The sequence below is a fragment of the Sphaerisporangium rufum genome, from assembly GCF_016863395.1.
Taxonomy (GTDB): domain Bacteria; phylum Actinomycetota; class Actinomycetes; order Streptosporangiales; family Streptosporangiaceae; genus Sphaerisporangium; species Sphaerisporangium rufum.
In genome coordinates, this window is sequence record NZ_BOOU01000021.1 from 30,830 (window position 1) to 54,923 (window position 24,094).

The following is a 24,094-nucleotide window of genomic DNA, read 5'->3' on the forward strand; positions in this document are numbered from 1 at the left end:
CCGCCGCGGGGACGTTTTGGTTTGATAGGCGGATGACCACCCCACCGCGCGTGCTGACGATCGCCGGCTCCGACTCCGGTGGCGGCGCCGGCATCCAGGCCGACCTGAAGACCATGCTCGCCATCGGCGTGCACGGCATGAGCGTGATCGCCGCGGTGACCGCGCAGAACTCCCTCGGCGTTCAGGGGTACTGGGAGCTGCCCGCCGAGGCGGTGCGCGCCCAGCTCGACTCGGTGCTCGGCGACATCGGCGCGCAGGCGGTCAAGACCGGGATGCTCGCCTCGCCGGAGCTGGTCGCCGTGGTGGCCGGGCGGCTGGCCGGGGAGCCGGCCCCGGTGGTGGTCGACCCGGTCGGGGTCTCCAAGCACGGCGACCCGCTGCTGGCCCCCGAGGCGGTCGAGACCGTGCGCACCCGGCTGCTGCCGGTGGCCACCGTGGTCACCCCGAACCTGTGGGAGGTCGAGCAGCTCACCTCGGTCAAGGTCGAGGACGAGGAGGGCCTGCGCCCGGCCGCCGAGGCGGTACTGGAGTTCGGGCCGGCCTGGGTGCTGGTCAAGGGCGGCCACCTGCCGGGCCGCCCGGTGGACCTGCTCACCGACGGCTCGCGCGAATTCCGGTTCGCCGCCGAACGACACGACAACCGGCACACCCACGGCACCGGCTGCACGCTCGCCTCGGCCATCGCCGCGCACCTGGCGCTCGGCGCCGAGGTCCCCGAGGCGGTCGGCCTGGCGAAGGAGTACGTGACCGGGGCCATCGCCCGGGGCTTCCCGCTCGGTGCCGGCATCGGCCCGGTCGATCACGCCTGGCGGTGGCGCGGTGCGGACCCCGGCTGAGCGCGATGCCCGCTGACCGTCCGGCAACGGAACAGCCCGCCGCCCCGGACGGGACGGCGGGCTGCCGGAAAGCTCAGGTCAGCGGGTGACCTTACCCGCCTTGATGCAGGAGGTGCACACGTTCAGCCGCTTCGGCGTGCTGCCCACCATGGCGCGGATGCGCTGGATGTTGGGGTTCCAGCGGCGGCGGGTGCGGCGGTGCGAGTGCGAGATGTTGTTGCCGAAGGTCGGCCCCTTGCCGCAGACGTCGCAGACGGAAGCCACGGTCATCGCTCCTTAGATCAGTCAATAGGCCCGAAACCGAGGTAGAAGCGGCGGTCGGGCATGCCGGGACAACCGGCTGGCCACACGAGGGTATCCGATGTCGGCTGGTGCGCGCCAAACGGGGAACCGGCGAACGGGGATAATCTCGTTACACCAACCGTAGCGCATCCGCGGCGTCCCGCGGTCATCCGCGGACGTCCCGGCCGGGCACGCGGCCCGGGCACCGGCTCACCAGGAGGGTCACATGGCAGCGGAGCCCGCCGCCCCCGGCGGGGCCGTCCCGGCCCTTGAGGTGCTGGACGCGGCCGCGGTGCGCCGCTGGTCGCGGGTCTGTGCCGACACCCTCGGCCGCGCCCGCGCCGACATCGACGCGCTCAACGTCTTTCCCGTCCCGGACGGCGACACCGGCACCAACCTGCACCTGACCATGCTCTCGGCCGCCGAGGCCCTGGACGGGCTGCCCGCCGACGCCGACGCCGAGCTCACCTGGCGCACCCTGGCGCACGGGGCGCTGCTCGGCGCGCGCGGCAACTCCGGCGTGATCGTCAGCCAGGCGCTGCGCGGCATGGCGGAGGTGCTCCGGCAGGCCCGGGGCACCGGCCGCGACCTGCGCGGGGGCCTGGCGCGGGCCGCCGAGCTGGCCCGCGGATCGGTGGCCCGCCCGGTCGAGGGCACCGTCCTCAGCGTGCTGAGCGCGGTGGCCACCGCCGCGCAGTCCGCCTCCGACGAGCTGGCCGAGGTGGCGCGCTCGGCCGCCGCCGCGGCGCGCGGCGCGCTGGCGCGCACCACCGGCCAGCTGGACGTGCTGGCCCGCAACGGCGTCGTGGACGCCGGCGCCGCCGGGCTGACCCTCATCGTGGAGAGCCTGGCGGCGGTGGTCACCGGCTCCTATGCCGGCCGCCACGAGATCCCGGCGCCCGCCGCCCGGCCGCAGCCGGCGGAGATCGAGCCGGCCGGCCCCGGCTACGAGGTGATGTACCTGCTGGACGCCGGGGACGCCGCGGTGGCGGCGCTGCGCGCCGAGCTCGACGGGCTCGGTGACTCGCTGGTCGTGGTGGGCGGGGACGGGCTGTGGAACGTGCACGTCCACGTGGACGACGCCGGCGCGGCGGTCGAGGCCGGCCTGCGTGCCGGGCGGCCGCACCGGATCAAGATCACGCACCTGGGGGCGCCCGGCCGGCCGCACCGCGCCGGCCGCGGCCGGGGCGTCGTCGCGGTGGCGGCGGGCGACGGCATCGCCCGCCTCTTCGGCGCGGCGGGCGCCGTGGTGGTGCGCCGCGAGCCCGGGACCACCCCGCCGGCCACCGAGGTGCTGGCCGGCATCCGGCGGGCCGGCGCGGAGGTCGTGGTGCTGCCCAACGACGTGGCCGTCACCGCCGTCGCCGGGGCCGCCGCGGAGATCGCCCGCGAGGAGGGCGTCACGGTGTCCGTACTGCCCACCAAGGCGACCGTGCAGGGCCTGGCCGCGCTCGCCGTGCACGACCCGCTGCGCCGGTTCGACGACGACGTGGTGACGATGACCGGCGCCGCCGGGCACACCCGGCACGGGCACGTCTGGGTCGCCGACCGCGAGGCCATGACCAGCACAGGGCTGTGCCGCCCCGGCGACGTGCTCGGCGTGGTGGACGGCGACGTGGCGCTGATCGGCGCCGAGGTGGCCGCCGTCGCGGTGGAGGTGGCCGCCCGGCTGCTCTCGGCGGCCAGCGAGCTGGTCACCCTCATCGTGGGCCGGGACGCCGGCGGGGGCTTGGCGCGGGTCGTCCAGGAGTACCTGGGCCGGGCCCGCCCGGACGTGGAGGTCGTCGTCTACCACGGCGGGCAGGGCGGGTACCCGCTGCTCATCGGGGTCGAATGACCTGCGGTGCCACCCGCGCGCAGGCGCGGCCGGCCGGGGCCCGTCCCGGGCCGGCCGCGCCCGCGCCAGGCCGGACGGCCGGGCCCGCCGGGTGCCTGCCCCGGCCGGGCGCGCCTCGCCCCCGCACGGGCCGGATGGCCGGGGCCGCCGGGGCCTTCCCCGGCCGGTCGCGCCCCGGCCCCGCGCGGGCCGGATGACCGGGACCGGGGGCCGGGCCGGACCCGTCCCGGCGGCCGGACGCGGCGCCGGGCGTGCCGCCGTCGGCCCGGGACGGTACAACTGGGTGGCGTGACACGTTTCGACGAGCCGCTCGGCAAGGTGCTGGACCCCAAGACGGTCAAGCCGCTGGAGAGCTCGCTCAACATCACCACCGTGGGCGAGCTGCTGCGCCACTACCCCCGACGCTACGCCGAGCGCGGCGAGCTCACCACCCTGGACGCGCTGGAGGCCGACGAGCACGTCACCGTGGTCGGCGAGGTCTCCCGGGTGATGCGCCGGCCGATGCGCAACCGATCGGGCACCTGGCTGGAGGTCGAGGTGGCCGACGGCCGGCGCAACAAGATCTACCTGTCCTTCTTCGGCCGGGTCTCGCACGTGGTGGAGACCCGGCTGCAGCCGGGCACCCGCGCGATGTTCTCCGGCAAGGTCGGGCGCTTCGGCCGCGGCGAGAAGGCCAAGTGGCAGCTCAACCACCCCGAGTTCGAGCCGCTGGAGGAGGCCGGCGACACCTCGGCCGCCGAGTTCGCCGCGGCGCCGGTGCCGATCTACCCGGCCGCGGCCGGCGTGACCTCGTGGGTGATCCGCCGGGCGATCGGCGTGGTGCTCGACACGCTCGGCCCGCTGCCCGACCCGCTGCCCGGCGAGCTGCGAGCCCGGCACCGGCTGGCCGGCCTGGCCGACGCCATCGAGGCGGTGCACCGGCCGCGCGACCAGGGCGACGTCGCCCGGGCCCGCCACCGGCTGAAGTTCGACGAGGCCTTCGTGCTGCAGGCCGTGCTGGCCCGGCGCCGCCAGGCGGCGGCCGCCTGGCCGGCCCGGCCCCGCCCGCGCCGGGCCGGCGGCCTGCTCGCCGACTTCGACGCGCGGCTGCCGTTCGAGCTGACCGAGGGGCAGGTCGAGGTCGGCGAGGAGATCGCCGCCGAGCTCGGCCGCGACCATCCCATGCACCGGCTGCTGCAGGGCGAGGTGGGCGCGGGCAAGACCGTGGTGGCGCTGCGGGCGATGCTCCAGGTGGTCGACGCGGGCGGCCAGGCGGCGCTGCTCGCGCCCACCGAGGTCCTGGCCCAGCAGCACCACCGGTCCATCACCCGGATGCTCGGCGACCTGGCGGCCGGCGGCGTGTTCGGCGGCACCGCGGTCACCTTGCTCACCGGGTCGATGGGCGCGGCGGCCCGGCGCGCGGCCCTGCTGGACGCCGCCTCCGGCGCGGCGGGCGTGGTGGTCGGCACGCACGCGCTGCTGCAGGAGCACGTGCAGTTCGCCGACCTCGGGCTGGTCGTGGTGGACGAGCAGCACCGCTTCGGCGTGGAGCAGCGCGACGCGCTGCGCGAGAAGGCGGGGGAGGGCCGGCCGCACGTGCTGGTGATGACGGCCACCCCGATCCCGCGCACCGTGGCCATGACCGTGTTCGGCGACCTGGAGGTCTCCACGCTCACCCAGCTGCCGGCCGGCCGGGCCCCGATCACCACCCACGTGGTGCCCGCGGCCGACAAGCCGCACTACCTGGAGCGCACCTGGGAGCGGGTCCGCGAGGAGGTCGGCCTGGGCCGCCAGGCGTACATCGTGTGCCCGCGCATCGGCGACGCCGAGGGCGACGAGGGCGACCTGGCCGGCGCGGACGAGGGGGCGGCCGGCGAGGGGGAGGAGCGGCGGCCGCCGCTGGCGGTGCTTGAGGTCGCCCCGATGCTGGCCGAGGGCCCGCTGGCCGGGCTGCGGGTCGAGGTGCTGCACGGCCGGCTGGCCCCCGAGGAGAAGGACGCGGTGATGCGCGCCTTCACCCGCGGCGAGGTCGACGTGCTGGTCGCCACCACGGTGATCGAGGTCGGGGTGGACGTCCCGAACGCCTCGGTGATGGTGATCATGGACGCGGACCGCTTCGGCGTCTCCCAGCTGCACCAGCTGCGCGGCCGGGTGGGCCGGGGCGGGCTGCCCGGCCTGTGCCTGCTGGTCACCGACTTCCCGCCGGAGACCCCGGCCCGGGCCCGGCTGGACGCGGTCGCCGCGACCCTGGACGGCTTCGAGCTGTCCCGGGTCGACCTGGAGCAGCGCCGCGAGGGTGACGTGCTGGGCGCCGCCCAGTCGGGCCGCAGGTCGTCGCTGAAGATGCTGCGGCTGCTGCGCGACGAGGACGTCATCCGGGAGGCGCGCGAGGAGGCGGCCCGGCTGCTGGCCGGCGACCCGGAGCTGGCGGCGCATCCCGCGCTGCGCGCGGAGCTGGACCGGGTGCTCGGCGACGCCCGGGCGGAGTACCTGGAGAAGGCCTGAGAGCGGGGATCGCGAGGGGGGAGTCACGAAGAATGACCCAGGGCCCAGCCTTGGGACGGCCTCCCCCCGAATGCCGTCCCCGGCTGGGCCCACCCTCGGGTCAGGTGCCGAGGGCACCGGCGCGCGGAAGGGCTCACGATCGCGCCGGTCGGCCTTCCCCTGGGTCACCATGAAGGCCGCAGAACTCATCATGTGGGGTCCGGCGGCCGGACGGAACGACCCTTGCGCATTCCTCGCCGACACTTGCCCACTCTTGACCCGGCCGGGCCCGCCGGCGGCCGTGGCGGCGACAATGGGCGGATGACCCGAGTCATCGCAGGCACCGCGGGCGGCCGGCGGATCGCCGTCCCGCCGGGCAAAGGCACCCGCCCGACCAGTGATCGCGCCCGGGAGGGCCTGTTCGCCACCATCGGGTCGCTGCTCGGGCCGCTGGACGGCGCCCGGGTGCTCGACCTGTACGCGGGGTCGGGCGCGGTGGGCCTGGAGGCGCTGTCCCGCGGCGCCGCGCGCGCGACGCTGGTGGAGTCCGACGGCCGGGCGCTCCGGACGATCAGGGAGAACGTCGCGCGGCTCGGCCTGCCCGGCGCCACGGTGGTGGCCGACCGGGTCGAGCGGGTGGTCGCGGCCCGGTGCCCGGAGCCGTACGACCTGGTCTTCGCCGATCCGCCGTACGCGGTGGGCGACGAGGCGGTGCGCCTGGTGCTGGAGCGGCTGCGCGACAACGGCTGGCTGGCGCCGGACGCGCTGGTCGCGGTGGAGCGGGAGTCCCGGGGGGCCCATCTGGCCTGGCCGGACGGGTTGGAGGAGGAGAGGGTCCGCCGCTACGGCGAAGCGGCCGTTTGGTACGGTCGCGCCGCCGGGAACCAGTGAAACTGGGGGTACGCATGCGTCGTGTCGTCTGTCCGGGGTCCTTCGACCCCGTCACCAACGGCCACCTGGACATCATCGGCCGGACCTCGCGGCTGTACGACGAGGTCGTGGTGGCGGTGCTGATCAACGTGGAGAAGAAGAGCCTGTTCACCGTGGACGAACGCATCGCGACGCTCGAGGCGGTCACCCGCGAGTACGGCAACGTCCGGGTCGAGAAGTTCTACGGGCTGCTGGTCGACTTCTGCAAGCAGCAGGGCATCCCGGCCATCGTCAAGGGCCTGCGCGCGGTCAGCGACTTCGACTACGAGCTGCAGATGGCCCAGCTGAACTACCGGATGTCCGGGGTGGAGACCCTGTTCATGTCGACCAACCCGGAATACTCCTTCCTGTCCTCCAGCAGGCTCAAGGAGATCGCCCGCTACGGCGGCGACGTCTCCGGGCTGGTGCCCGATCTGGTGCGCGAGATGCTCGTCGAACGGCTGCGCGGCTGAGGGCTGGTATTCTCTTCTCTGGCCTTGTATGACGGCGGTGGTTCGCCATGCCTCAAGAGAGCGGGAAGACACTGCATAGCCTCGACCCCCGAGCCCCCTGGGTGATCTCCACTCATGACCTGGGGCGACGACCGGGATCTATGCGGGAGACGACCCTCGCCCTCCCGGCGCCGGAGAACCTCACCGTCGGCATGATCGGCGTCCCCCAGGGCGCCGAGGTCGAGCTGGATCTCCGGCTCGAGGCGGTGATGGAGGGCGTGCTCGTGACGGGCACGGCGCGGGCTACGCTCAGCGGCGAGTGCTCGCGTTGCCTGGATCCGCTGACTTCGGAGATCGAGGTCGGCTTCCAGGAGCTCTACTTCTACTCGGCGGAGGATGCCGCCGAGGACGACTCGCTCCTCGACGGCGAACTGCTCGATCTGGAGCCGACGTTCCGGGACGCGGTGGTGCTCGCACTGCCGCTCAGCCCGGTCTGCCGCGACGACTGTCCCGGGCTCTGTGTGGAGTGCGGGGTCAAGCTGGCGGAGGCCGGTCCCGGTCACCGTCACGAGAAGGTCGACGCACGCTGGGCGGCGCTGCAGGGCCTGAACAACCAGAACAACGAAAATGACCTGGAGGGTTGACGTGGCCGTCCCCAAGCGGAAGATGTCGCGGAGCAACACCCGCTCCCGCCGCGCGCAGTGGAAGACCGCCGCGCCCGCGCTCGTGAACTGCAATCAGTGCCGGTCGCCGAAGCTGCCGCACGTGGCCTGCCCGACCTGTGGCACCTACAACCGCCGTCAGGTCATCGAGCCGACGGCCTGACCGCGCCCGCGGTGGCCGGTGATCCGGCCGGATGCCCGTCATCCGGCCGGGACGACCGTCCGCCGCAGGCACGTGCGGTGGCGGCTCGCCCGCGGCCGTGGTGGATGCCGGAAACGCCGTAATGCCCCGGCGTCCACCACGATTTCGGGCATTCCCCTGCGCATTCCGCCATCGCGACCAAGGTCGTGACGTGCCCCGCCACGGCCGGAGACTTCCCGTCCGAGGAGGAGACGTGGCCGCAGGTGGAAAGCCGGTGTCGATCGAGGTCGCCCGGGACGAGTTCGAGCGGGTGTTCGGCATCCGGCTGGACGAGGCGCTGCTGGAGCGGGCGCTGACGCACCGCTCCTACGCCTACGAGAACGGCGGCCTGCCCACCAACGAGCGCCTGGAGTTCCTGGGCGACTCGGTGCTGGGCCTGGTCGTCACCGACACGCTGTTCCGCGGCCACCCCGACCTGCCCGAGGGGCAGCTGGCCAAGTTGCGGGCCGCGGTGGTGAACATGCGCGCGCTGGCCGACGTGGCCCGCGGCCTCGGGCTGGGCCGGTTCACCCGGCTCGGCCGGGGCGAGGAGGGCACCGGCGGGCGCGACAAGTCCTCCATCCTGGCCGACACCCTGGAGGCGCTGATCGGCGCCGTCTACGTCGACAAGGGTCTGGGCGAGGCGTTCCGGGTGGTCCACCAGCTCCTCGATCCGCTGATCGAGCGGTCGGCGTCGCTCGGGGCCGGCCTGGACTGGAAGACCTCGCTGCAGGAGCTGACCGCCGCCGAGATGCTCGGCGTCCCGGAGTACCACGTCGAGGAGAGCGGGCCCGACCACGCCAAGTCGTTCACCGCGGTGGTCCGGGTCGGCGGGCAGGAGTACGGCTCGGGTGCCGGGCGCAGCAAGAAGGAGGCCGAGCAGCAGGCCGCCGAGGCCGCGTGGAACGCCATCCGCGCCGGCAGCGAGGCCCGCCGGAAGGCGAGCTAGCGCGTGCCCGAGCTGCCCGAGGTCGAGGTGGTCCGGAGCGGCCTGGCCCGCTGGGTGGCCGGCCGGACGATCAGCGGGGTGGAGGTCCTGCATCCCCGGGCGATCCGCCGGCACGCGGCGGGCGCGGCCGACTTCGCCGGCCGGCTGGCCGGCCGCACCCTGCTGTCCGCCGAGCGCCGCGGCAAGTACCTGTGGCTGCCGCTCGGCGACGGCGCCGCCGCGGGCCCGCCGGGCGAGGCGTTGCTCGCGCACCTGGGCATGAGCGGCCAGCTGCTGGTCACCGAGCCGGGGACGCCACCGGAGAAGCACCTGCGGGTGCGGTTCTCCTTCGCAGACGACGGCCCGGAGCTGAGGTTCGTGGACCAGCGCACCTTCGGCCACCTGATGGTCACGCCGCTCGCCGCGCCCGGCCGCCCGGTGCCGGAGCCGATCCTGCACATCGCGGCCGACCCGCTGGAGGAGGCCTTCGACGACGACGTCTTCGCGCTGCGGCTGGCCGCCCGGCGGACCGAGATCAAGCGGGCGCTGCTCGACCAGTCGCTGATCAGCGGGGTGGGCAACATCTACGCCGACGAGGCGCTGTGGCGGGCCGGCCTGCACGGCGGCACGCCCACCCCGACGCTGGCCAGGGACAAGGTGGCCGAGCTGCTGGCCGCGGTGCGCGCGGTCATGGCGGACGCCCTCCGGGAGGGCGGCACGTCCTTCGACAGCCTCTACGTGAACGTGAACGGCGAGAGCGGCTACTTCGGGCGGTCGCTCAACGTGTACGGGCGGCAGGGCGAGCCGTGCGCCCGGTGCGGTGGCCCGGTGCTGCGCGAGTCGTTCATGAACCGGTCCTCCTACAGTTGCCCGGCCTGCCAGCCACGGGTTCCGGCATGACCGGAACACCGGAACCGGACGCCGGGGAGGTACGGCTCAACGCCTGGGTGCGCGGCCGGGTGCAGGGCGTGGGTTTCCGCTGGTGGACGCGCTGCCGGGCGCTGGAGCTGGGCCTGGTCGGATCGGCGTCCAACCTGGCCGACGGCCGGGTGGAGGTGGTGGCCGAGGGGCCACGCCCGGCGTGCGAGCGGCTGCTCGCCCTGCTCAGGGGCGGTGCGACTCCGGGCCGGGTGGACACGGTCGTCGAGCGCTGGTCGGCCGTTCGAGGTGGTTTCGTCGGATTTGTAGAGCGCTAGCCACTTCCCAAAAACCCACTAAACGCGGTATATTTGCATGTCGGGAGTGCCCATTGGTGGATTCATGGGGAGCGTTCAACTTGACCGCCTCCAATGCCGGTGCGACTCTTGAGAGGAAACACGCGCACCCCTCCCGCGGCAAGAAAGTGCGCGAACCAGTCTGGTCACTCAGCGTGGAGGACCCTTAACCATGGCGAAGGCTCTACTCGGCCACGTCGGCGGTCTTGACCCTCGGATGGTCTCGGAAATGCGCCGTCTCCAGCAGCGCATCCGCGACCTCGAGGCCGAGCTCACAAGGCTCCAGGCCCAGAACGACGCTCTCGCGGCCCAGTCGCGTGATGAGGCGTTCTCGCATCTGCAAGATCGCGAGCCGGCCCTCACCTGAGGTTCGGTACGGCGACACACTGTCAGGGACGCCCCGCAAAGGCGTCCCTTTGTCGTTTCCGGGGCCCGGTGAACCCGAACACCCTGTCGAACCACGCCGTGCCTCCACCGCGAACCACGCCATCCGACCTGCCCTCACCCGATAGTCTGCCCGGCAGGGTTCGCCCGGACCGGTGAGCAGAGGGGGAGGCGGCGCGGTTGTACCTCAAGCACCTCACGCTGCGCGGCTTCAAGTCCTTCGCCTCGGCCACCGCGCTGCGCTTCGAGCCCGGCATCACCGCCGTGGTCGGCCCGAACGGCTCGGGCAAGTCCAACGTCGTCGACGCCCTCGCCTGGGTCATGGGCGAGCACAGCGCCAAGTCGCTGCGCGGCGGCAAGATGGAGGACGTCATCTTCGCCGGCACCTCCTCGCGGCCGCCGCTCGGCCGCGCCGAGGTCGCCCTCACCATCGACAACAGCGACGGCGCCCTGCCCATCGACTACACCGAGGTGACGATCAGCCGGCTGATGTTCCGGTCCGGGCAGAGCGAGTACGCCATCAACGGCGACACCTGCCGGCTGCTCGACATCCAGGAGCTGCTGTCGGACTCCGGCATCGGCCGCGAGATGCATGTGATCGTCGGTCAGGGCCAGCTGGACACCGTGCTGCACGCCGGCCCCGAGGAGCGCCGCGCCTTCATCGAGGAGGCCGCCGGCGTCCTGAAGCACCGCAAGCGCAAGGAGAAGGCGCTGCGGAAGCTGGACGCCATGCAGGCCAACCTCACCCGGGTGCAGGACCTGGCCGCCGAGCTGCGCCGCCAGCTGAAGCCGCTGGGGCGGCAGGCGGAGATCGCCCGGAAGGCGGCGGTGATCCAGGCCGACCTGCGCGACGCGCGGCTGCGGCTGCTCGCCGACGACATCGTGCGCCTGCGCGCCCACCTGGAGCGGGAGGCCGCCGACGAGGCCGCGGTGCTCAGCCGGCGCGCCGAGGTGGAGGCCGGGCTGGCGCGCGGCCAGGGCCGCGAGGCGGAGCTGGAGGCCGCCGAGAGCGCCGCCCAGCCCCGGCTGGCCGCCGCGCAGGAGACCTACTACCGCCTGGCCGCGCTGAAGGAGCGGCTGAACGGCGTCCGCACCCTGGCCACCGAGCGGCGCCGGCACGCGCTGGAGGCCGCCGCGATCGACCGGCGCGGGCGCGACCCGGAGGACTACGAGCGCGAGGCCGCCGAGGTGCGCGAGCGCGAGGAGTCGCTCAAGACCGAGCTGGAGCAGGCCGAGGAGATCCTGGAACAGGCGGTCGGCCGCCGCGCCGACGCCGAGACCGCCCTGGCCGCCGAGGAGCGCCGGCTGGACGCCGCGGCCCGGGCCGCCGCCGGGCGGCGCGACGCCCTGGCCCGGCTGCGCGGCGAGGTCGCCGCCGCCCGCGGCCGCGCCCGGGCCGCCGAGGAGGAGATCGGCCGGCTCGCCCGCGCGCTGGAGGAGGCCCGCCGGCGCAGCGAGCGGGCCCGCGAGGAGCGCGACGGAGAGCAGGACGCCGAGCCGGCCGCCGATCCGGGGCTGGCCGGCGAGCTGGCCGGCGCGCAGCAGGGCGTCGCCGAGGCCGAGGCCGCCGTCGAGCTGGCCCGCGGGACGGCGGAGGAGACCCGGGCGGCGGCCGAGGCGCCGCGCCGGGCGATGGCCGAGGCCCGGGCCGCCACCGGCGCGGCGCGGTCCGCCGACCAGGAGGCCCAGCGGGCCGTCGCGGCGCTCACCGCCCGGCGGGACGCGCTGCGGATGGGCCTGGCGGAGGGCGCGGACGCCGGCGCCGCGCTGCTGGCCGCCGGGCCGGCCGGGGTGGTCGGCCCGCTCGCCACCATGATGACCGTCGAGCCGGGCGCCGAGGCCGCGGTGGCCGCGGTGCTCGGCGCCGCCGCCGAGGCGGTGGCGGTGGAGTCGCTGGCCACCGTCGCCGAGGCGGTCGAGCTGCTGCGCGCCACCGGCGGCGGCCGGGCCGGCATGGTGGTGGCGGCCGGGACGGCGCCGCCGGCCCTGGAGCCGGTGGACGGCCACCGCTGGGCCGCCGACCTGGTCACCGCCGCCGAGGCCGTCCGCCCGGCGGTCGAGAGCCTGCTGGCCGGGGTGGTGGTGGTGGACGACGTGGCGGCGGCGACCCGGCTGGTCGAGCGGCGGCCCGACCTGCGGGCGGTCACCCGGTCCGGTGACCTGGTGGGGGCGTTCTTCGCGCAGGGCGGCTCCGGCGGCGGCTCGGCGGTGCTGCAGATGCGCACCGCCCTTGACCAGGCGGTCACCGATCTCGCCGCCGCCCAGGACACCGCCGACCGCGCCGCCGCCGCGCTGGAGACGGCCGCCGAGGCCGAGCGGGCCGCCCAGCAGGCGGCCGAGGCGGCCCAGGCGCTCGCCGCGCAGGCCCGGTCCGGCGTGGACGCCGCGCAGGCGGAGCTGAGCGCGGCGCGCGCCGCGCTGGACCGGCTGCGCGGGCGGCAGCGCGAGGCCGACCAGCGGGCGGCCGCCACGGCCCGCCGGCTGGCCGGGCTGGAGGCGGCCGCGCGGGCCGCCGACGACGAGTGCGAGCGGCTGGCCCGCAACGTCGCGGCGGCTCAGGAGGCCCGGGAGGGCGACCTGGCCCTGGTGGCCGAGGCCGAGGAGCGGCTCGCCGAGGCCGAGTACGCCGAAGAGCTGATCGCCGAGCCGACCACCGAGACGCGGGACGAGCTGGCCGCGGTCTGCGCGGTCACCCGGCAGGCCGAGATGGAGGCCCGGCTGGCGGTGCGCACCGCCGAGGAGCGGGTCAAGGGCCTGGCGGGCCGGGCCGACCAGCTGGTCCGGGCCGCCGCCCGCGAGCGGGCCGAGCGGGCCGGTGCCGCCGCGCTGCGCGCCCGGCGCCGCGCCCAGGCCGAGGTGGCCGGTGCGGTCGTCGCCGGCGCCGAGCGGTCGCTGGCCGCGCTGGACGCCTCGCTGGCGCTGGCGGGACGGGAACGTGACGAGGCCGAGCGGGCCCGCGGCGAGGTCGACGTCGAGCTGAAGGCGGTCCGGCTGCGGGTCCGCGAGCTGGCCGGCGAGCTGGACAAGCTGGTGAACCGGGCGCACGGCAACGAGGTGGCCCGTACCGAGCAGCGGCTGCGCCTGGAGCAGATGCAGACCCGGGCGCTGGAGGAGTTCGGCGTCGAGATGGAGGGGCTGCTGGCGGAGTACGGCCCCGAGCAGCCGGTGCCGGTCTCCGACGGCCCGCCGGTGCCCTACGTCCGCGACGAGCAGGAGAAGCGGGCGCGCGTCGCGGAGAAGCAGATGGCGCAGCTCGGCAAGGTGAACCCGCTGGCGCTGGAGGAGTTCGCCGCGCTGGAGGAGCGGCACACCTTCCTCAACTCCCAGCTGGAGGACCTGCGCAAGACCCGGCGCGACCTGTTGACCGTGGTCAAGGAGGTGGACGAGCGGGTCGAGCAGGTCTTCGCCGCCGCCTTCGAGGACGTGGCCCGCGAGTTCGAGGGCATCTTCACCCGGGTGTTCCCGGGCGGGGAGGGGCGGCTGCTGCTCACCGACCCGTCCGACATGCTGACCACCGGGGTCGAGGTGGAGGCCCGCCCGCCCGGCAAGAAGGTCAAGCGCCTGTCCCTGCTGTCCGGCGGCGAGCGCTCGCTGACCGCGGTGGCGTTCCTCATCTCGATCTTCAAGGCCCGCCCCTCGCCGTTCTACGTGATGGACGAGGTGGAGGCGGCGCTGGACGACACCAACACCCAGCGGTTGCTCACCCTCTTCGAGGAGCTGCGGCAGAGCTCCCAGCTCATCGTCATCACCCACCAGAAGCGCACCATGGAGATCGCCGACGCGCTGTACGGGGTCAGCATGCGCGGGGACGGCGTCACCAAGGTCGTCAGCCAGCGGCTGCGTGACCGGGAGTCGGCCTGAGCCCGGCCGGCTCGCGCTGGATATCGCCGCATAGCGGGATACGGGGCGCGGGAAGGGCGAGGCCGGGCGTGACCATGGCCGGCCGTCTGGAAAACTGACATGTTGTGGATGGGTATCTCGGCATCATCGTGATCGTCGCCGTCATCGCCGTGCTGGCGGTGGGGGGCATGTTCCTGCTCTTCCGGCCGAGCAGGCGGCACGCGCCGCCGGTCCGGCCGCCGGAGGCGCCGATCGCTCCCGAACGGGAGCGGGTCGTACCGCCGGGGGTGACCGAAGACGACACCGTCACCACCACCGTCCCGCCGCCGGCCCGGCCCGCCGAGCCGGTCGCGCCGCCGAAGCCCGAGATCGAGGTGCCGCCGCCGTCGGCCGGCCGGCTGGTGCGGCTCCGGGCCCGGCTGGCCCGTTCCCAGACCTCGCTCGGCAAGGGCCTGCTGGAGCTGCTGTCCCGCGACCGGCTGGACGACGACGCCTGGGACGAGATCGAGGACACGTTGATCACCGCGGACGTGGGCGTGGCGCCGACCCGCGCGATGGTCGACGAGCTGCGCACCCGGGTCAAGGTGCTCGGCTCGCGCGACCACGCCGAGGTGCGCGGCCTGCTCCGCGAGCAGCTGCTGGCGCAGATCGGCACCGACCTGGACCGCACCCTGCACACCGCGCCGCACGGCGAGCGCCCGGCGGTGCTGCTGGTGGTCGGCGTCAACGGCACCGGCAAGACCACGACCACCGGCAAGCTCGCCCGGGCGCTGATCGGCGACGGCCGCACGGTGCTGCTGGGCGCGGCCGACACCTTCCGCGCCGCGGCGGCCGACCAACTGCAGACCTGGGGCGAGCGGGTCGGTGCCGAGGTGGTGCGCAAGGACGAGGGCGCCGACCCGGCGTCGGTGGCCTTCGACGCGGTGAGCAAGGGCATGGCGGAAAAGGTGGACACCGTCATCATCGACACCGCCGGCCGGCTGCACACCAAGACCGGGCTGATGGACGAGCTCGGCAAGGTCAAGCGGGTCATCGAGAAGAAGGCCACGGTGGACGAGGTGCTGCTCGTCCTGGACGCCACCACCGGCCAGAACGGCATGCGGCAGGCTCAGGTGTTCGCCGAGGCGGTCAACGTGACCGGCATCGTGCTCACCAAGCTGGACGGCACCGCCAAGGGCGGCATCGTGATCTCGGTGCAGCGCGAGCTGGGCGTGCCGGTCAAGCTGGTGGGTCTCGGCGAGGGCCCGGACGACCTGGCCCCGTTCGACCCGGAGGCCTTCGTCGACGCCCTGCTCGGCGACTGATCACTCCGGTGGCGCCCGGGGCGCCGCCGCTGCTCCGTCCCCGCCCGCGACCGTGGCTTTCCGTCCCGGTCGTGGGCGGGCGTTCCCGGGACGGACATTGAGGCGCCCCGGCCGCTCGCGCCGGCGCGAGCGGCCTGCCGGGACCAGGGCCGCCGGGTCAGCCGGTGAGGAAGGCGCGCAGGTCGGTCAGCGCGGGGCCGATGTCGATGCCGCGGCCGGCCAGCCACCCGTCGTCGCCGTAGGTGCAGCGGTAGCGCTCGCCGCCGTCGCAGATCAGGGTGACCACGCTGCCGCGCTCGCCGCCGGCCCGCATCTCCCGGATGAGCCGGACCGCGGCGGCCATGTTGGTGCCGGTGGACCCGCCGACGTCCCGGCCGGTGACCTCCCGCACCCAGCGCATGGCCGCGATCGAGTGGGCGTCCGGCACCTGGACCATCCGGTCGATCACCGTGGGCAGGAACGACGGTTCCACCCGGGGCCGGCCGATGCCCTCGATCCGCGATCCGGCGGCGGTCAGCGTGCCGTCGCCGCCGGTCCAGGAGGGGTAGAACGCCGAACCCTCCGGGTCGACCACCGCCAGCCGGGTCCGGTGCCGGCGGTAGCGGATGTAGCGGCCGATCGTGGCGGAGGTGCCCCCGGTGCCGGCGCCGACGACGATCCAGCTGGGCTCGGGGTGGGGTTCCAGCGCCATCTGCTGGTAGATGCTCTCGGCGATGTTGTTGTTGCCGCGCCAGTCGGTGGCCCGCTCGGCGTAGGTGAACTGGTCCATGAAGTGGCCGCCGGTCTCCTGGGCGAGTCGGCGCGACTCCTCGTAGATCGCCGTGGGCTCGTCGACCAGCCGGCACTTACCGCCGTGGAACTCGATCAGCGCGATCTTCTCCGGCGAGGTGGTCGCCGGCATCACCGCGACGAACGGCAGGCCGAGCAGGCGAGCGAAGTACGCTTCGCTGACCGCCGTCGACCCGCTGGAGGCCTCGATCACGGTGGTGGCCGGTCCGATCCACCCGTTGGCCAGGCCGTAGAGGAACAGCGAACGGGCCAGCCGGTGCTTGAGCGAGCCGGTGGGGTGCACCGACTCGTCCTTCAGATAGAGCTCGACCCCCCAGTGCGACGGCAGGGGGAACACGTGCAGGTGGGTGTCGCAGCTGCGGTTCGCGTCCGCCTCGACCGTGCGGATGGCCTCGGCGACCCAGTCCCGGGTCGCCGCATTATGGCGGTCCACGTATTTCATGCCGGTTACGCTATCGGGCGGCCGGCGAGCTCCTCGAGTTCGATCACCGCACGGTCGGTGCTCGTCTCGGCGGCGATCTCGGCGGCCAGCCGCCCGGCCTGCCGCCGGTAGGACGGGTCGTCGAGGACCCGGCCGACCGTCCGGGCGATCGCCCTGGGCGAGGCGGATCTGCGCATGACCACGCCGGCGCCGGCGATCTCCACCCGGCGCGCCACCTCGGCCTGGTCGCGTCCCAGCGGCACGCAGACCAGCGGCACCCCGGCGGCCAGCGACTTCACCACCGTCCCGTGGCCGGCGTGGGTGATCGTCACCGCGGCGTGGCGCAGCGCCGCGCGGTGCGGCGCCGACGCGGTGACCAGCACGTTGCCGGGCGCGGGAATCGTCGCCGGGTCCACGGCCGGGCCGGTGGTCATCAGCCCGCGCACCGGCAGGGTGCCGAGGGCCCGGGCGATGCGTTCCAGCGGCGCGCGCTGGTTCATGTAGGTCGAACTCAGGCCGACCAGCGCGAGCGGTGCCTGGCCGCCGGGTAGTTCCAGTTCCCCGGCCCAGGCGGGGTCGTCGAGCCGCGGGCCGACGTGGCGTACGCGGGCGGGGAAGCGCCGGCCGGGGTAGTCGAGGGCGCGGGGGGACAGGACGAGGAACCGGTCGGCGCGGCCGAACGCGTCGACGACCGACTTCACGGGCGGCAGGCCGTGGGCGGCGCGGGCGGCGTTGAGGGGCGGCAGCCCTTTCGCCCACGGGGTGACGATCACCTTCATCAGGACGCGGTCGCGCAGCCGCCCGAGCGGCCCGCCGGCGGGCGCGAGCCCGGGACCGAACGGCGGTGCTCCCGGGCTGGGGATGGGATAGAGGGTCGTGCCGAGCGAGGCCACCCGGACCCCGGCGGCCTCGCCGGCGGTGAGCGCGCCGAGCAGCGTGAAGTCGGCGACCAGCACGTCGGCCCGCCGGGCGCGCAGCTCGGCCATGGTGTCGCGGGCGTAGTCGGCGGCGGGCCCGCAGGCGATGCGGTCGCGCAGCCGGGCGAACGCCCCCAGCGGGGTGCGGGCCTCGAAGTCCCGGATGATGTCCTTGGCCGGGTCGGTGATGTCGCCCTGGGGTGCCGTCGTCCAGGCGACCGGCCGCACGCCGGCGGCGGTGACCTCGTCGTGCAGCGACCTGTCGGCCAGCACCCGGACGTCGTGACCGCGGTCGCGCAGCGCGCGGGCGACCGACAGGGTGGGCGGCACGGCCCCGCCGCCGGACCAGGTGGCGAACAGGAAGCTCTTACTCATCGTTCTTCCTTCGCGGGTCGATCGCGGTGAGCAGGTCGCACATGGCCCGTTCGGCGTCCGGGCGGGGCAGCCCGAGGTCGCGCCGCCACAGTTTCCACAGGTAGACGTCCGTGGCGGCGTAGTGCAGGGTCAGCGCGTGCGCGCGGGCCGGGCCGGGGGCCGGGAGGCGGTCGGCGAACACCTCCGCCAGCCACGCCCGGTGCCGGTCGCGCGCCTGCCCGAGCGCGCGGGCGATCGCCGGGACGCGATCGGCCTGCGCGATCCAGAGCACGTTGGCGTCGCCGCGGCGTTCGTAGTCGTCGAACAGCACGGTGACGATCTCGGCCACCTGGCCGACCGGCGCCTGGCGGGCGTCCGCCACCTGGCCGGCCAGCCACTCGGCGGCGGCGTCGGTGACCCCGTCCTTGCCGTCGAAGTGGTTGACGATCGTCTGCACCGAGACTCCGGCCTCGTCGGCGATGTGCTGCAGGGTGACGTCGTCGTACCAGCGCCGCGTCCACAGGGCCACCGCGGCCTCGACGATGCGCGCCCGGGTGGCCGCCACGGCCGCCGCGCGAGCACCCATGCGGTACGGGCGCTTATTTTCCATGGAGTCATAACTATATTCAATTGAAAGAGGTGTCAAGTGAAAATATGATGAGGGACCCGCCTGGGCGCCGGCCGACCGTCCGAAAGGTGGGGTTATCCAGGGGAAATGTGATGTCTAGCACACTTTCGCCGGTCTTGGCCAGTACGTGTTACGCTTATGAGACTTGTCTGGTTTAGGGGTGTCGTGGTCCCCCCAGCCGGGCGGCGGGGCGACCCCACTCCGCACCGGTGCAACCTTTGACGGCACCCTTACGGGTGAACCATGAGTATGTGATCGGCCGTCCTTTGGAGTAAAGCGGTTACCGAGCCTGCATGGGTCCACGCCGGATGGGTAACGGGGGTCAAGCAGGATGAGGGGGAAGAGATGATCTCGATGACCGAACAGCAGCGGCAGACGTGGTTCGAACGCGATGTCATGCCCGTGACGAACCAGCTCTTCGCCTCGGCCATGCGTCTCACCCGCAACACCGCCGACGCCGAGGACCTGGTGCAGGAGACCGTCACCAAGGCGTACACCTCCTACCACCAGTTCCGCCCCGGCACCAACCTGAAGGCGTGGCTGCACCGGATCCTCACCAACAACTTCATCAACGACTACCGCAAGCAGCAGCGCTCGCCCAAGCTGTCCGCCGCCGAGGACATCGAGGACTGGCAGCTCGCCGCCGCGGAGTCGCACATGTCGACCGGCCTGCGCTCCGCCGAGACCGAGGCGCTGGAGCAGCTCCCCGACAGCGTGGTCATGAACGCGCTGCGCTCCCTGCCGGAGGACTTCCGGGTGGCCGTCTACCTCGCCGACGTCGAAGGCTTCGCCTACAAGGAGATCGCCGAGCGGATGGGCACGCCCATCGGCACCGTCATGTCCCGGCTGCACCGCGGCCGCCGGCAGCTGCGCCGGCTGCTCGAAGGCTACGCCCACGAGGAAGGCGCCATCCGGATGGCGCCGCAGTTCGCGGCGGCCTGACCGAGCCGGCCTGACCGAGACGGATCAGCCGCCGGCGATCAGCGCGACGGCGCCGAGGGCCAGGCCGACACCGGCCGTCTGGACGCCGTTCAGCCGCTCGCCCAGCACATATCTGGCCAGCATCAGCGTGCTGGCCGGATAGAGGGACGCCAGCACCGAGACCAGCACCAGCATCCCGCGCTGTGCCGCCAGCAGGAAGAGCACGTTGGCCGCCATGTCGAAGAGGCCGGCGGCCACGATCACCGGCAACGACCCCGGCCCGGGCCGCAGGGTGCGGCGCAGGGCCAGGGCGAGGGCGGCGACCAGCACGACCGAGGCCAGCCGGGCGCCGAACAGCGACCACATGCCCGACCCCTCCGGCACCTGCTTGAGCAGGATGAAGAACGCGCCGAACCCGAGGCCGGAGACCAACGCCTGGACGACCGGCCCCACGGCGACCCGCCCGCCGCCGGCGCCGGACTGCCGGCTCACCAGCACCACCGCGAGCAGCGCGAGCGCGACCCCGCACAGCGCGACGGCCGTCGGCCGCTCGCCCATCGCCAGCCCGACGAGCACCGGCAGCGCGGCCGAGGCGGTGGCGGTGGTCGGCGCCACCACCGACATCACCCCGCCGGCCAGGGCGCGGTAGAAGACCGCGACCGCCAGCGCGCCGCACACTCCGGCGGCCATGCCCCAGCCCAGCGCCGCTGCGCCGAACGCGCCGGGCAGCAGCGGGAACAGCGGGAGCACGAACAGCAGCCCGGCGAACTGGCTGATCATAACGACCGAGAGCACGCGGGAGCGCCGGGTGGCCAGGCCGCCGAAGAAGTCCGCCGTGCCGTACACCACGGCACAGGCCGTCGCCAGCAGCACTGCCGTCATGCCAGATCCCCCTCAGTGTATTGCTCGATTTGTACAATATATTGGGGTTAACTTGGTGTACACAAATTGCAATAGGCTGTACTCATGCCTGATCCGGCGACGATCACCGCGGCCATCGCGAACAACGTCCGCGCCCAGCGCGCGCACCGTGGCCTGACCCTCGACGCGCTGGCCGCGCGATCCGGAGTCAGCCGCGGCATGCTGGTGCAGATCGAGCAGTGCCGGACCAATCCCAGCGTCACCACCCTCACCCGCATCGCCGACGCCCTGGGCGTGACGGTCGCCCGGCTGGTCGAGGTCTCCGACACGCCGGTGGTCCGCGTCGTGCACGCCGCCGACGCCCCCACCCTGTGGCACGGCGAACGCGGCGGCTCGGCCCGCCTGCTCCTCGGCTCGGACGCCCCGGCCATCCTCGAACTGTGGGACTGGACCCTCGGCCCGGGCGAGCACCACGACGGCGACGCCCACCCGGCGGGCACCCGCGAGATGCTCACCGTCATCGAGGGCGAACTGACCCTCGCGGTGTACGGGCAACATCACCTGCTGGCCAAGGACGACTCCGTGCTGTTCAGCGCCGACCGGCCGCACCGCTACGCCAACGAGTCCGACCGCCCCGCCCGCTTCGTCATGGTCGTCACCGAACCCCGCGAAACCCCCGACAGCGTCTGATGAGGTAGAGCCTCGGTTCGCGCCGGGCTTACGGGTGGGGGCGCGGTGGCGTGACCTCGGGCTCCACGGGGCGGACGGGCGGCGGAGTGAGTTCACGCTCCATCAGGTGGCCAGGCGGCGGGATGACCTTCGGCTCCGCGGGGGTGGTGAGCGGTGGGGTGTCGGCTTGGGCGCGTTGTGTTTTTTGGCGCTCTCTTCGTTCGCGCTGCGTTCGGGCGCCTTTAGCCGGTGTTGTTCGTTCGTCGCTCGCAAGCCTTCGTTCCTCAGGCTTGCTCCCTCCTCCTCACAACACCGGCGCGCCCTAACGCCGGGACGGCGCAGCAGGGGGGTGACCTCATGCTCCGTGGGGCGGACGGGCGGCGGAGTGACCTCATGCTCCATGGGATGGGCGGACGGTGGATGGATCTCACGCCTTGCGGTGGGAAGCGGTGGGCCCGGGGGCATCGGGCGGGGCGGGTCGCGTCACAAGGGAACGGGTGCTACGGGCGTGTTGCCTGGGAAATCGCACATTTCGTGATAACTAAGTGAAAGGGAAATGTGGCCGGCTGACGGGGCTCAGAGCCGTCCTTGGTCCCGCGTGATCGCGGTCTCGGGGTATCGACGGGGGTCGATCGACATCGCCGCAGGTGGCCCGGGGGCCGGCCGACGATGATCGGAGCGATGTGCGACGTAAGTCAACGCTGGCCGCCGCCGTGTTCACCGCGCTGGTGGCGCTGTTACCCCTGTCCCCGGCCGCGAGCGCCGGCACCGGCGAGGGCACCGGAACGGATGTCATCGCCTGGGCGCCCTGCGAGGAAGAGCCGGCCGTCGAGTGCGGGACGCTGGCGGTTCCCATCGACTGGTCCCGCCCGAAGGGGCCGACCATCGACCTCGCCCTCGCCCGCCGCAAGGCCACCGACCCGGCGGCCCGGATCGGTTCGATGCTGATCAATCCCGGTGGTCCCGGCGGGTCGGGCGTCGACTTCGCCTACAGTTCCCCGGACTTCTTCACCGAGGAGATCCGGCAGCGTTTCGACCTGGTCGGCTTCGACCCCCGGGGTGTGGGCCGCAGCCATCCGGTCGTCTGCTCGGCGTCCCTGTACAACCGGATGCCGCCTGCGATCATGACCAGCCAGGCGGACTTCGACCGCTGGACCGGTTATGCCCGGAAGCTGCGCCAGGACTGCCGGGCCCGGACCGGCCCGCTGTACGACCATGTGGACTCGGTCAACGTGGCGCGGGACATGGACGCGATCCGGGCCGCGCTGGGCGAGGCGAAGCTCACCTACTACGGCGTCTCGTACGGCACGCTGATCGGGCAGATGTACGCCGAGCTGTTCCCGCACCGGATCCGCGCGATGGCGCTGGACAGCAACATGGACCACAGCCTCGACGTCAAGCGGTTCCTGGACACCGAGGCGGCCGGGGTGGAGGACGCCTTCGACCAGTTCGTCGGCTGGTGCGACCACGAGGCCGAGTGCGTGCTGCACGGGCAGGACGTCCGGCAGGTGTGGGAGCGGCTGCTCGCCAAGGCGCGAGCCGGCGAGCTGTACTACCCGGGCGTGCCGGACCGGCCGATGACCGAGTTGCAGGTGCTCTGGCAGGGCGTGCTGGGCACCGAGGGCCCCGACTGGCGGCTGCTGGCCGAGATGCTGCGCGCACTGGACGGCGGCCCGCTGCCGGACTGGGTTCCGCCGCTGCCCGGCCGCGGCCCCGTGGCGGGTGAGCTCGCCGAGCTGCCGACCGCGGTCCTCTGCCAGGACTATCGGCTCCCGGTGCGGAACTACCAGGAGTACGCGGCGCTGCTCCGCAGCTCCGCCCGGCAGGCTCCGGACATGCGGCTGAATCCGATGCCGATCGAGGATCTGCCCGTCTGCCTCGGGCACCCCACCACCAATCCGCAGCACCGGCTGCGCTACACCGGCGACGTTCCGCTGCTGCTCGGCACCACCATGCACGACCCCTCCACGCCGTACTCCTGGACCACCAACGTGGCCCGCCAGCTCGGCCCGAAGGCGGCACTGCTCATCTACGAGGGCTGGGGTCACCGCATCTACGGCAAGGAGGAGTGCGCCACGGTCCCCATCGACGACTATCTGATCGCGGGTATCGTGCCGCCGCCCGGCTTCCGCTGCGAGGTCGCGGGCGGGAGCGACACCCTGCGCAAGCCGCCCACCATCACCTGGCCCACCGACGACCTCCCCTGGGCCACCCACTGATCCGTTGCCCCGTGCCGGGCCGGTGCCCATGACCTGCACGGTCATGGGCACCGGCCCGGCCGACGGCCGGCACGTTCCTCGGTTCGGCCCGGCAGGAGCGCACCGGCCCTCTCGGACGCTCAGGTGGTGCCGAACGGGTTGTCGATCAGATAGCGCCAGGCGCCGTCGGCCCCTCGGCGCACCACGTCGGTCGCGGTGCCGCCGAGCTCGACCTGGTGGCCGTCCGGCCCGGTCCCGGCGATGCGCCAGTCCACGAGGAGCAGCGCGAGGTCGCCGTTCTCCACGACCCGGCGGGGGGTCACGCTGATCGGAAGGCCCAGCGACATGTGTTCGGCCAGCGCCTCGCGGAGCTCATGCCCCGCGACGGGCCGGCGCGCGTCGCCGGCGACCAGGACCCCCTGGGATTCGTACAGTTCTTGGACCGCGTCCAGATCTCCGGTGTTGAACGCGGCGGCGAAGGCGGCCGGGACGTCGGCTGCGGCTTGTGGCATCGTCATCTCCAAGTCATCAACGGGTGAGGAGGACGACGTTATGGATGTCGGTCATTGGTCACCAAATGGTGACCAGGGGGCTCGCCCGGCGCATCTGGACCGGCTGGCCGGTGAGCCGCTGGCCCGGGTGTCCGCCCCGCATGTCGCCTGCCCGGTGGAACGCACGCTGCGCGCGGTCGACGGCCGCTGGACCACGTTGATCATCCGTGAGCTGCTGCGTGGCCCGCACCGGTTCGGCGAGCTGCGCGACCGGTTGCCGACCCTGAGCGCGAAGGTGCTGACCGACCGGCTCCGGACGCTGGAGGAGCGCGGCATCGTGTCCCGCACCGCGCTGCGCGGCGCTCCACCGGCGGTCGTCTACGCGCTGACCGAGGACGGGCGCCGCCTGGAGGCGGTACTGGACGCCCTCTGGGACTGGGGCACCGGACGCTGACCCTGGCCTGCCGCTCCCGTGGTGCCGGCGCCGTCCCCCCGACGCCTCCCCGTCCCATGGAGCTCGCGGTGACCCCGCCGCTTCCCCACCCCAGCGTTC

The 24,094-nt window shown here is 73.8% G+C and carries 23 protein-coding genes; 17 read left to right on the top strand and 6 right to left on the bottom strand.

The genetic code is table 11. From position 1 onward, the window contains the following. Window positions 1–32: 32 nt before the first annotated feature. Window positions 33–836: a bifunctional hydroxymethylpyrimidine kinase/phosphomethylpyrimidine kinase gene (gene thiD / locus Sru01_RS07495; protein ID WP_203983148.1), complete on the top strand. Its 804-nt coding sequence runs from the start codon at window positions 33–35 to the stop codon at window positions 834–836. A 78-nt stretch (window positions 837–914) separates the two neighbouring features. Here thiD and rpmB read toward each other — a convergent pair whose 3' ends face one another. Continuing rightward, window positions 915–1,100 (bottom strand): 50S ribosomal protein L28, encoded by a 186-nt coding sequence (gene rpmB / locus Sru01_RS07500; protein WP_203983171.1) that lies wholly within the window; start codon window positions 1,098–1,100, stop codon window positions 915–917. 244 nt (window positions 1,101–1,344) lie between these two features. Between rpmB and fakA the strand changes: the two genes are divergently transcribed. The 12 genes from fakA (at window position 1,345) to ftsY (ending at window position 15,292) form a co-directional block, all read left to right on the top strand. Continuing rightward, window positions 1,345–2,955: a DAK2 domain-containing protein gene (gene fakA / locus Sru01_RS07505; RefSeq protein WP_203983149.1), complete on the top strand. Its 1,611-nt coding sequence runs from the start codon at window positions 1,345–1,347 to the stop codon at window positions 2,953–2,955. A gap of 288 nt (window positions 2,956–3,243) precedes the next feature. After that, window positions 3,244–5,439, top strand: a complete 2,196-nt coding sequence (gene recG / locus Sru01_RS07510) for an ATP-dependent DNA helicase RecG (protein ID WP_203983150.1) — start codon at window positions 3,244–3,246, stop codon at window positions 5,437–5,439. 300 nt (window positions 5,440–5,739) lie between these two features. After that, the gene (rsmD, locus tag Sru01_RS07515; RefSeq protein ID WP_203983151.1) at window positions 5,740–6,309 is read left to right on the top strand and encodes a 16S rRNA (guanine(966)-N(2))-methyltransferase RsmD; all 570 of its coding nucleotides are present in this window, start codon (window positions 5,740–5,742) and stop codon (window positions 6,307–6,309) included. A 14-nt stretch (window positions 6,310–6,323) separates the two neighbouring features. Continuing rightward, a complete protein-coding gene (coaD, locus tag Sru01_RS07520) occupies window positions 6,324–6,800 on the top strand; it encodes a pantetheine-phosphate adenylyltransferase (protein ID WP_203983152.1) in 477 nt (158 codons plus the stop codon). A gap of 47 nt (window positions 6,801–6,847) precedes the next feature. After that, the gene (locus Sru01_RS07525; protein ID WP_203983153.1) at window positions 6,848–7,423 is read left to right on the top strand and encodes a YceD family protein; all 576 of its coding nucleotides are present in this window, start codon (window positions 6,848–6,850) and stop codon (window positions 7,421–7,423) included. A gap of 1 nt (window position 7,424) precedes the next feature. Beyond that, complete coding sequence (rpmF, locus tag Sru01_RS07530) at window positions 7,425–7,604, top strand: 50S ribosomal protein L32 (RefSeq protein WP_203983172.1); 180 nt, start codon at window positions 7,425–7,427, stop codon at window positions 7,602–7,604. 259 nt (window positions 7,605–7,863) lie between these two features. Continuing rightward, the gene (rnc, locus tag Sru01_RS07535; RefSeq protein ID WP_239137077.1) at window positions 7,864–8,571 is read left to right on the top strand and encodes a ribonuclease III; all 708 of its coding nucleotides are present in this window, start codon (window positions 7,864–7,866) and stop codon (window positions 8,569–8,571) included. 3 nt (window positions 8,572–8,574) lie between these two features. Further along, window positions 8,575–9,450: a bifunctional DNA-formamidopyrimidine glycosylase/DNA-(apurinic or apyrimidinic site) lyase gene (mutM, locus tag Sru01_RS07540; protein WP_203983154.1), complete on the top strand. Its 876-nt coding sequence runs from the start codon at window positions 8,575–8,577 to the stop codon at window positions 9,448–9,450. Next, window positions 9,447–9,746 (top strand): acylphosphatase, encoded by a 300-nt coding sequence (locus Sru01_RS07545; protein ID WP_203983155.1) that lies wholly within the window; start codon window positions 9,447–9,449, stop codon window positions 9,744–9,746. The genes mutM and Sru01_RS07545 overlap by 4 nt, the downstream gene beginning before the upstream one ends. A gap of 190 nt (window positions 9,747–9,936) precedes the next feature. Then, window positions 9,937–10,131, top strand: a complete 195-nt coding sequence (locus tag Sru01_RS07550; RefSeq protein ID WP_203983156.1) for a hypothetical protein — start codon at window positions 9,937–9,939, stop codon at window positions 10,129–10,131. A 197-nt stretch (window positions 10,132–10,328) separates the two neighbouring features. Next, window positions 10,329–14,009: a chromosome segregation protein SMC gene (smc, locus tag Sru01_RS07555; protein ID WP_203983157.1), complete on the top strand. Its 3,681-nt coding sequence runs from the start codon at window positions 10,329–10,331 to the stop codon at window positions 14,007–14,009. 104 nt (window positions 14,010–14,113) lie between these two features. Further along, window positions 14,114–15,292: a signal recognition particle-docking protein FtsY gene (gene ftsY, locus Sru01_RS07560; protein ID WP_203983158.1), complete on the top strand. Its 1,179-nt coding sequence runs from the start codon at window positions 14,114–14,116 to the stop codon at window positions 15,290–15,292. A 157-nt stretch (window positions 15,293–15,449) separates the two neighbouring features. Here ftsY and Sru01_RS07565 read toward each other — a convergent pair whose 3' ends face one another. The 3 genes from Sru01_RS07565 to Sru01_RS36145 are packed head-to-tail and all read right to left on the bottom strand — an operon-like array spanning window position 15,450 to window position 18,383. Beyond that, entirely contained in the window at window positions 15,450–16,523 is a 1,074-nt protein-coding gene (locus tag Sru01_RS07565; RefSeq protein WP_203983159.1) for a PLP-dependent cysteine synthase family protein, read from the bottom strand. A 5-nt stretch (window positions 16,524–16,528) separates the two neighbouring features. Beyond that, complete coding sequence (locus Sru01_RS07570) at window positions 16,529–17,794, bottom strand: glycosyltransferase (RefSeq protein ID WP_203983160.1); 1,266 nt, start codon at window positions 17,792–17,794, stop codon at window positions 16,529–16,531. After that, the gene (locus Sru01_RS36145) at window positions 17,787–18,383 is read right to left on the bottom strand and encodes a TetR/AcrR family transcriptional regulator (protein ID WP_203983161.1); all 597 of its coding nucleotides are present in this window, start codon (window positions 18,381–18,383) and stop codon (window positions 17,787–17,789) included. Before Sru01_RS36145 ends, Sru01_RS07570 begins: the two co-directional genes overlap by 8 nt. A 363-nt stretch (window positions 18,384–18,746) precedes the next feature. Between Sru01_RS36145 and Sru01_RS07580 the strand changes: the two genes are divergently transcribed. Then, window positions 18,747–19,343, top strand: a complete 597-nt coding sequence (locus Sru01_RS07580) for a sigma-70 family RNA polymerase sigma factor (RefSeq protein WP_203983162.1) — start codon at window positions 18,747–18,749, stop codon at window positions 19,341–19,343. 24 nt (window positions 19,344–19,367) lie between these two features. Here the strand turns inward: Sru01_RS07580 and Sru01_RS07585 are convergent, their stop codons facing one another. Continuing rightward, the gene (locus Sru01_RS07585) at window positions 19,368–20,204 is read right to left on the bottom strand and encodes an EamA family transporter (protein ID WP_203983163.1); all 837 of its coding nucleotides are present in this window, start codon (window positions 20,202–20,204) and stop codon (window positions 19,368–19,370) included. A gap of 84 nt (window positions 20,205–20,288) precedes the next feature. Between Sru01_RS07585 and Sru01_RS07590 the strand changes: the two genes are divergently transcribed. Both Sru01_RS07590 and Sru01_RS07595 read left to right on the top strand, forming a co-directional pair. Then, a complete protein-coding gene (locus Sru01_RS07590) occupies window positions 20,289–20,873 on the top strand; it encodes a helix-turn-helix domain-containing protein (RefSeq protein ID WP_203983164.1) in 585 nt (194 codons plus the stop codon). Window positions 20,874–21,535: 662 nt separating this feature from the next. Further along, entirely contained in the window at window positions 21,536–23,071 is a 1,536-nt protein-coding gene (locus tag Sru01_RS07595; RefSeq protein ID WP_203983165.1) for an alpha/beta fold hydrolase, read from the top strand. Between the two features lie 119 nt (window positions 23,072–23,190). Here Sru01_RS07595 and Sru01_RS07600 read toward each other — a convergent pair whose 3' ends face one another. Further along, window positions 23,191–23,562, bottom strand: a complete 372-nt coding sequence (locus Sru01_RS07600; RefSeq protein ID WP_203983166.1) for a YybH family protein — start codon at window positions 23,560–23,562, stop codon at window positions 23,191–23,193. Between the two features lie 40 nt (window positions 23,563–23,602). On the opposite strand from Sru01_RS07600, the gene Sru01_RS07605 reads away from it, so the two are divergent. Further along, the gene (locus tag Sru01_RS07605) at window positions 23,603–23,995 is read left to right on the top strand and encodes a winged helix-turn-helix transcriptional regulator (protein WP_203983167.1); all 393 of its coding nucleotides are present in this window, start codon (window positions 23,603–23,605) and stop codon (window positions 23,993–23,995) included. Window positions 23,996–24,094: the final 99 nt, after the last annotated feature.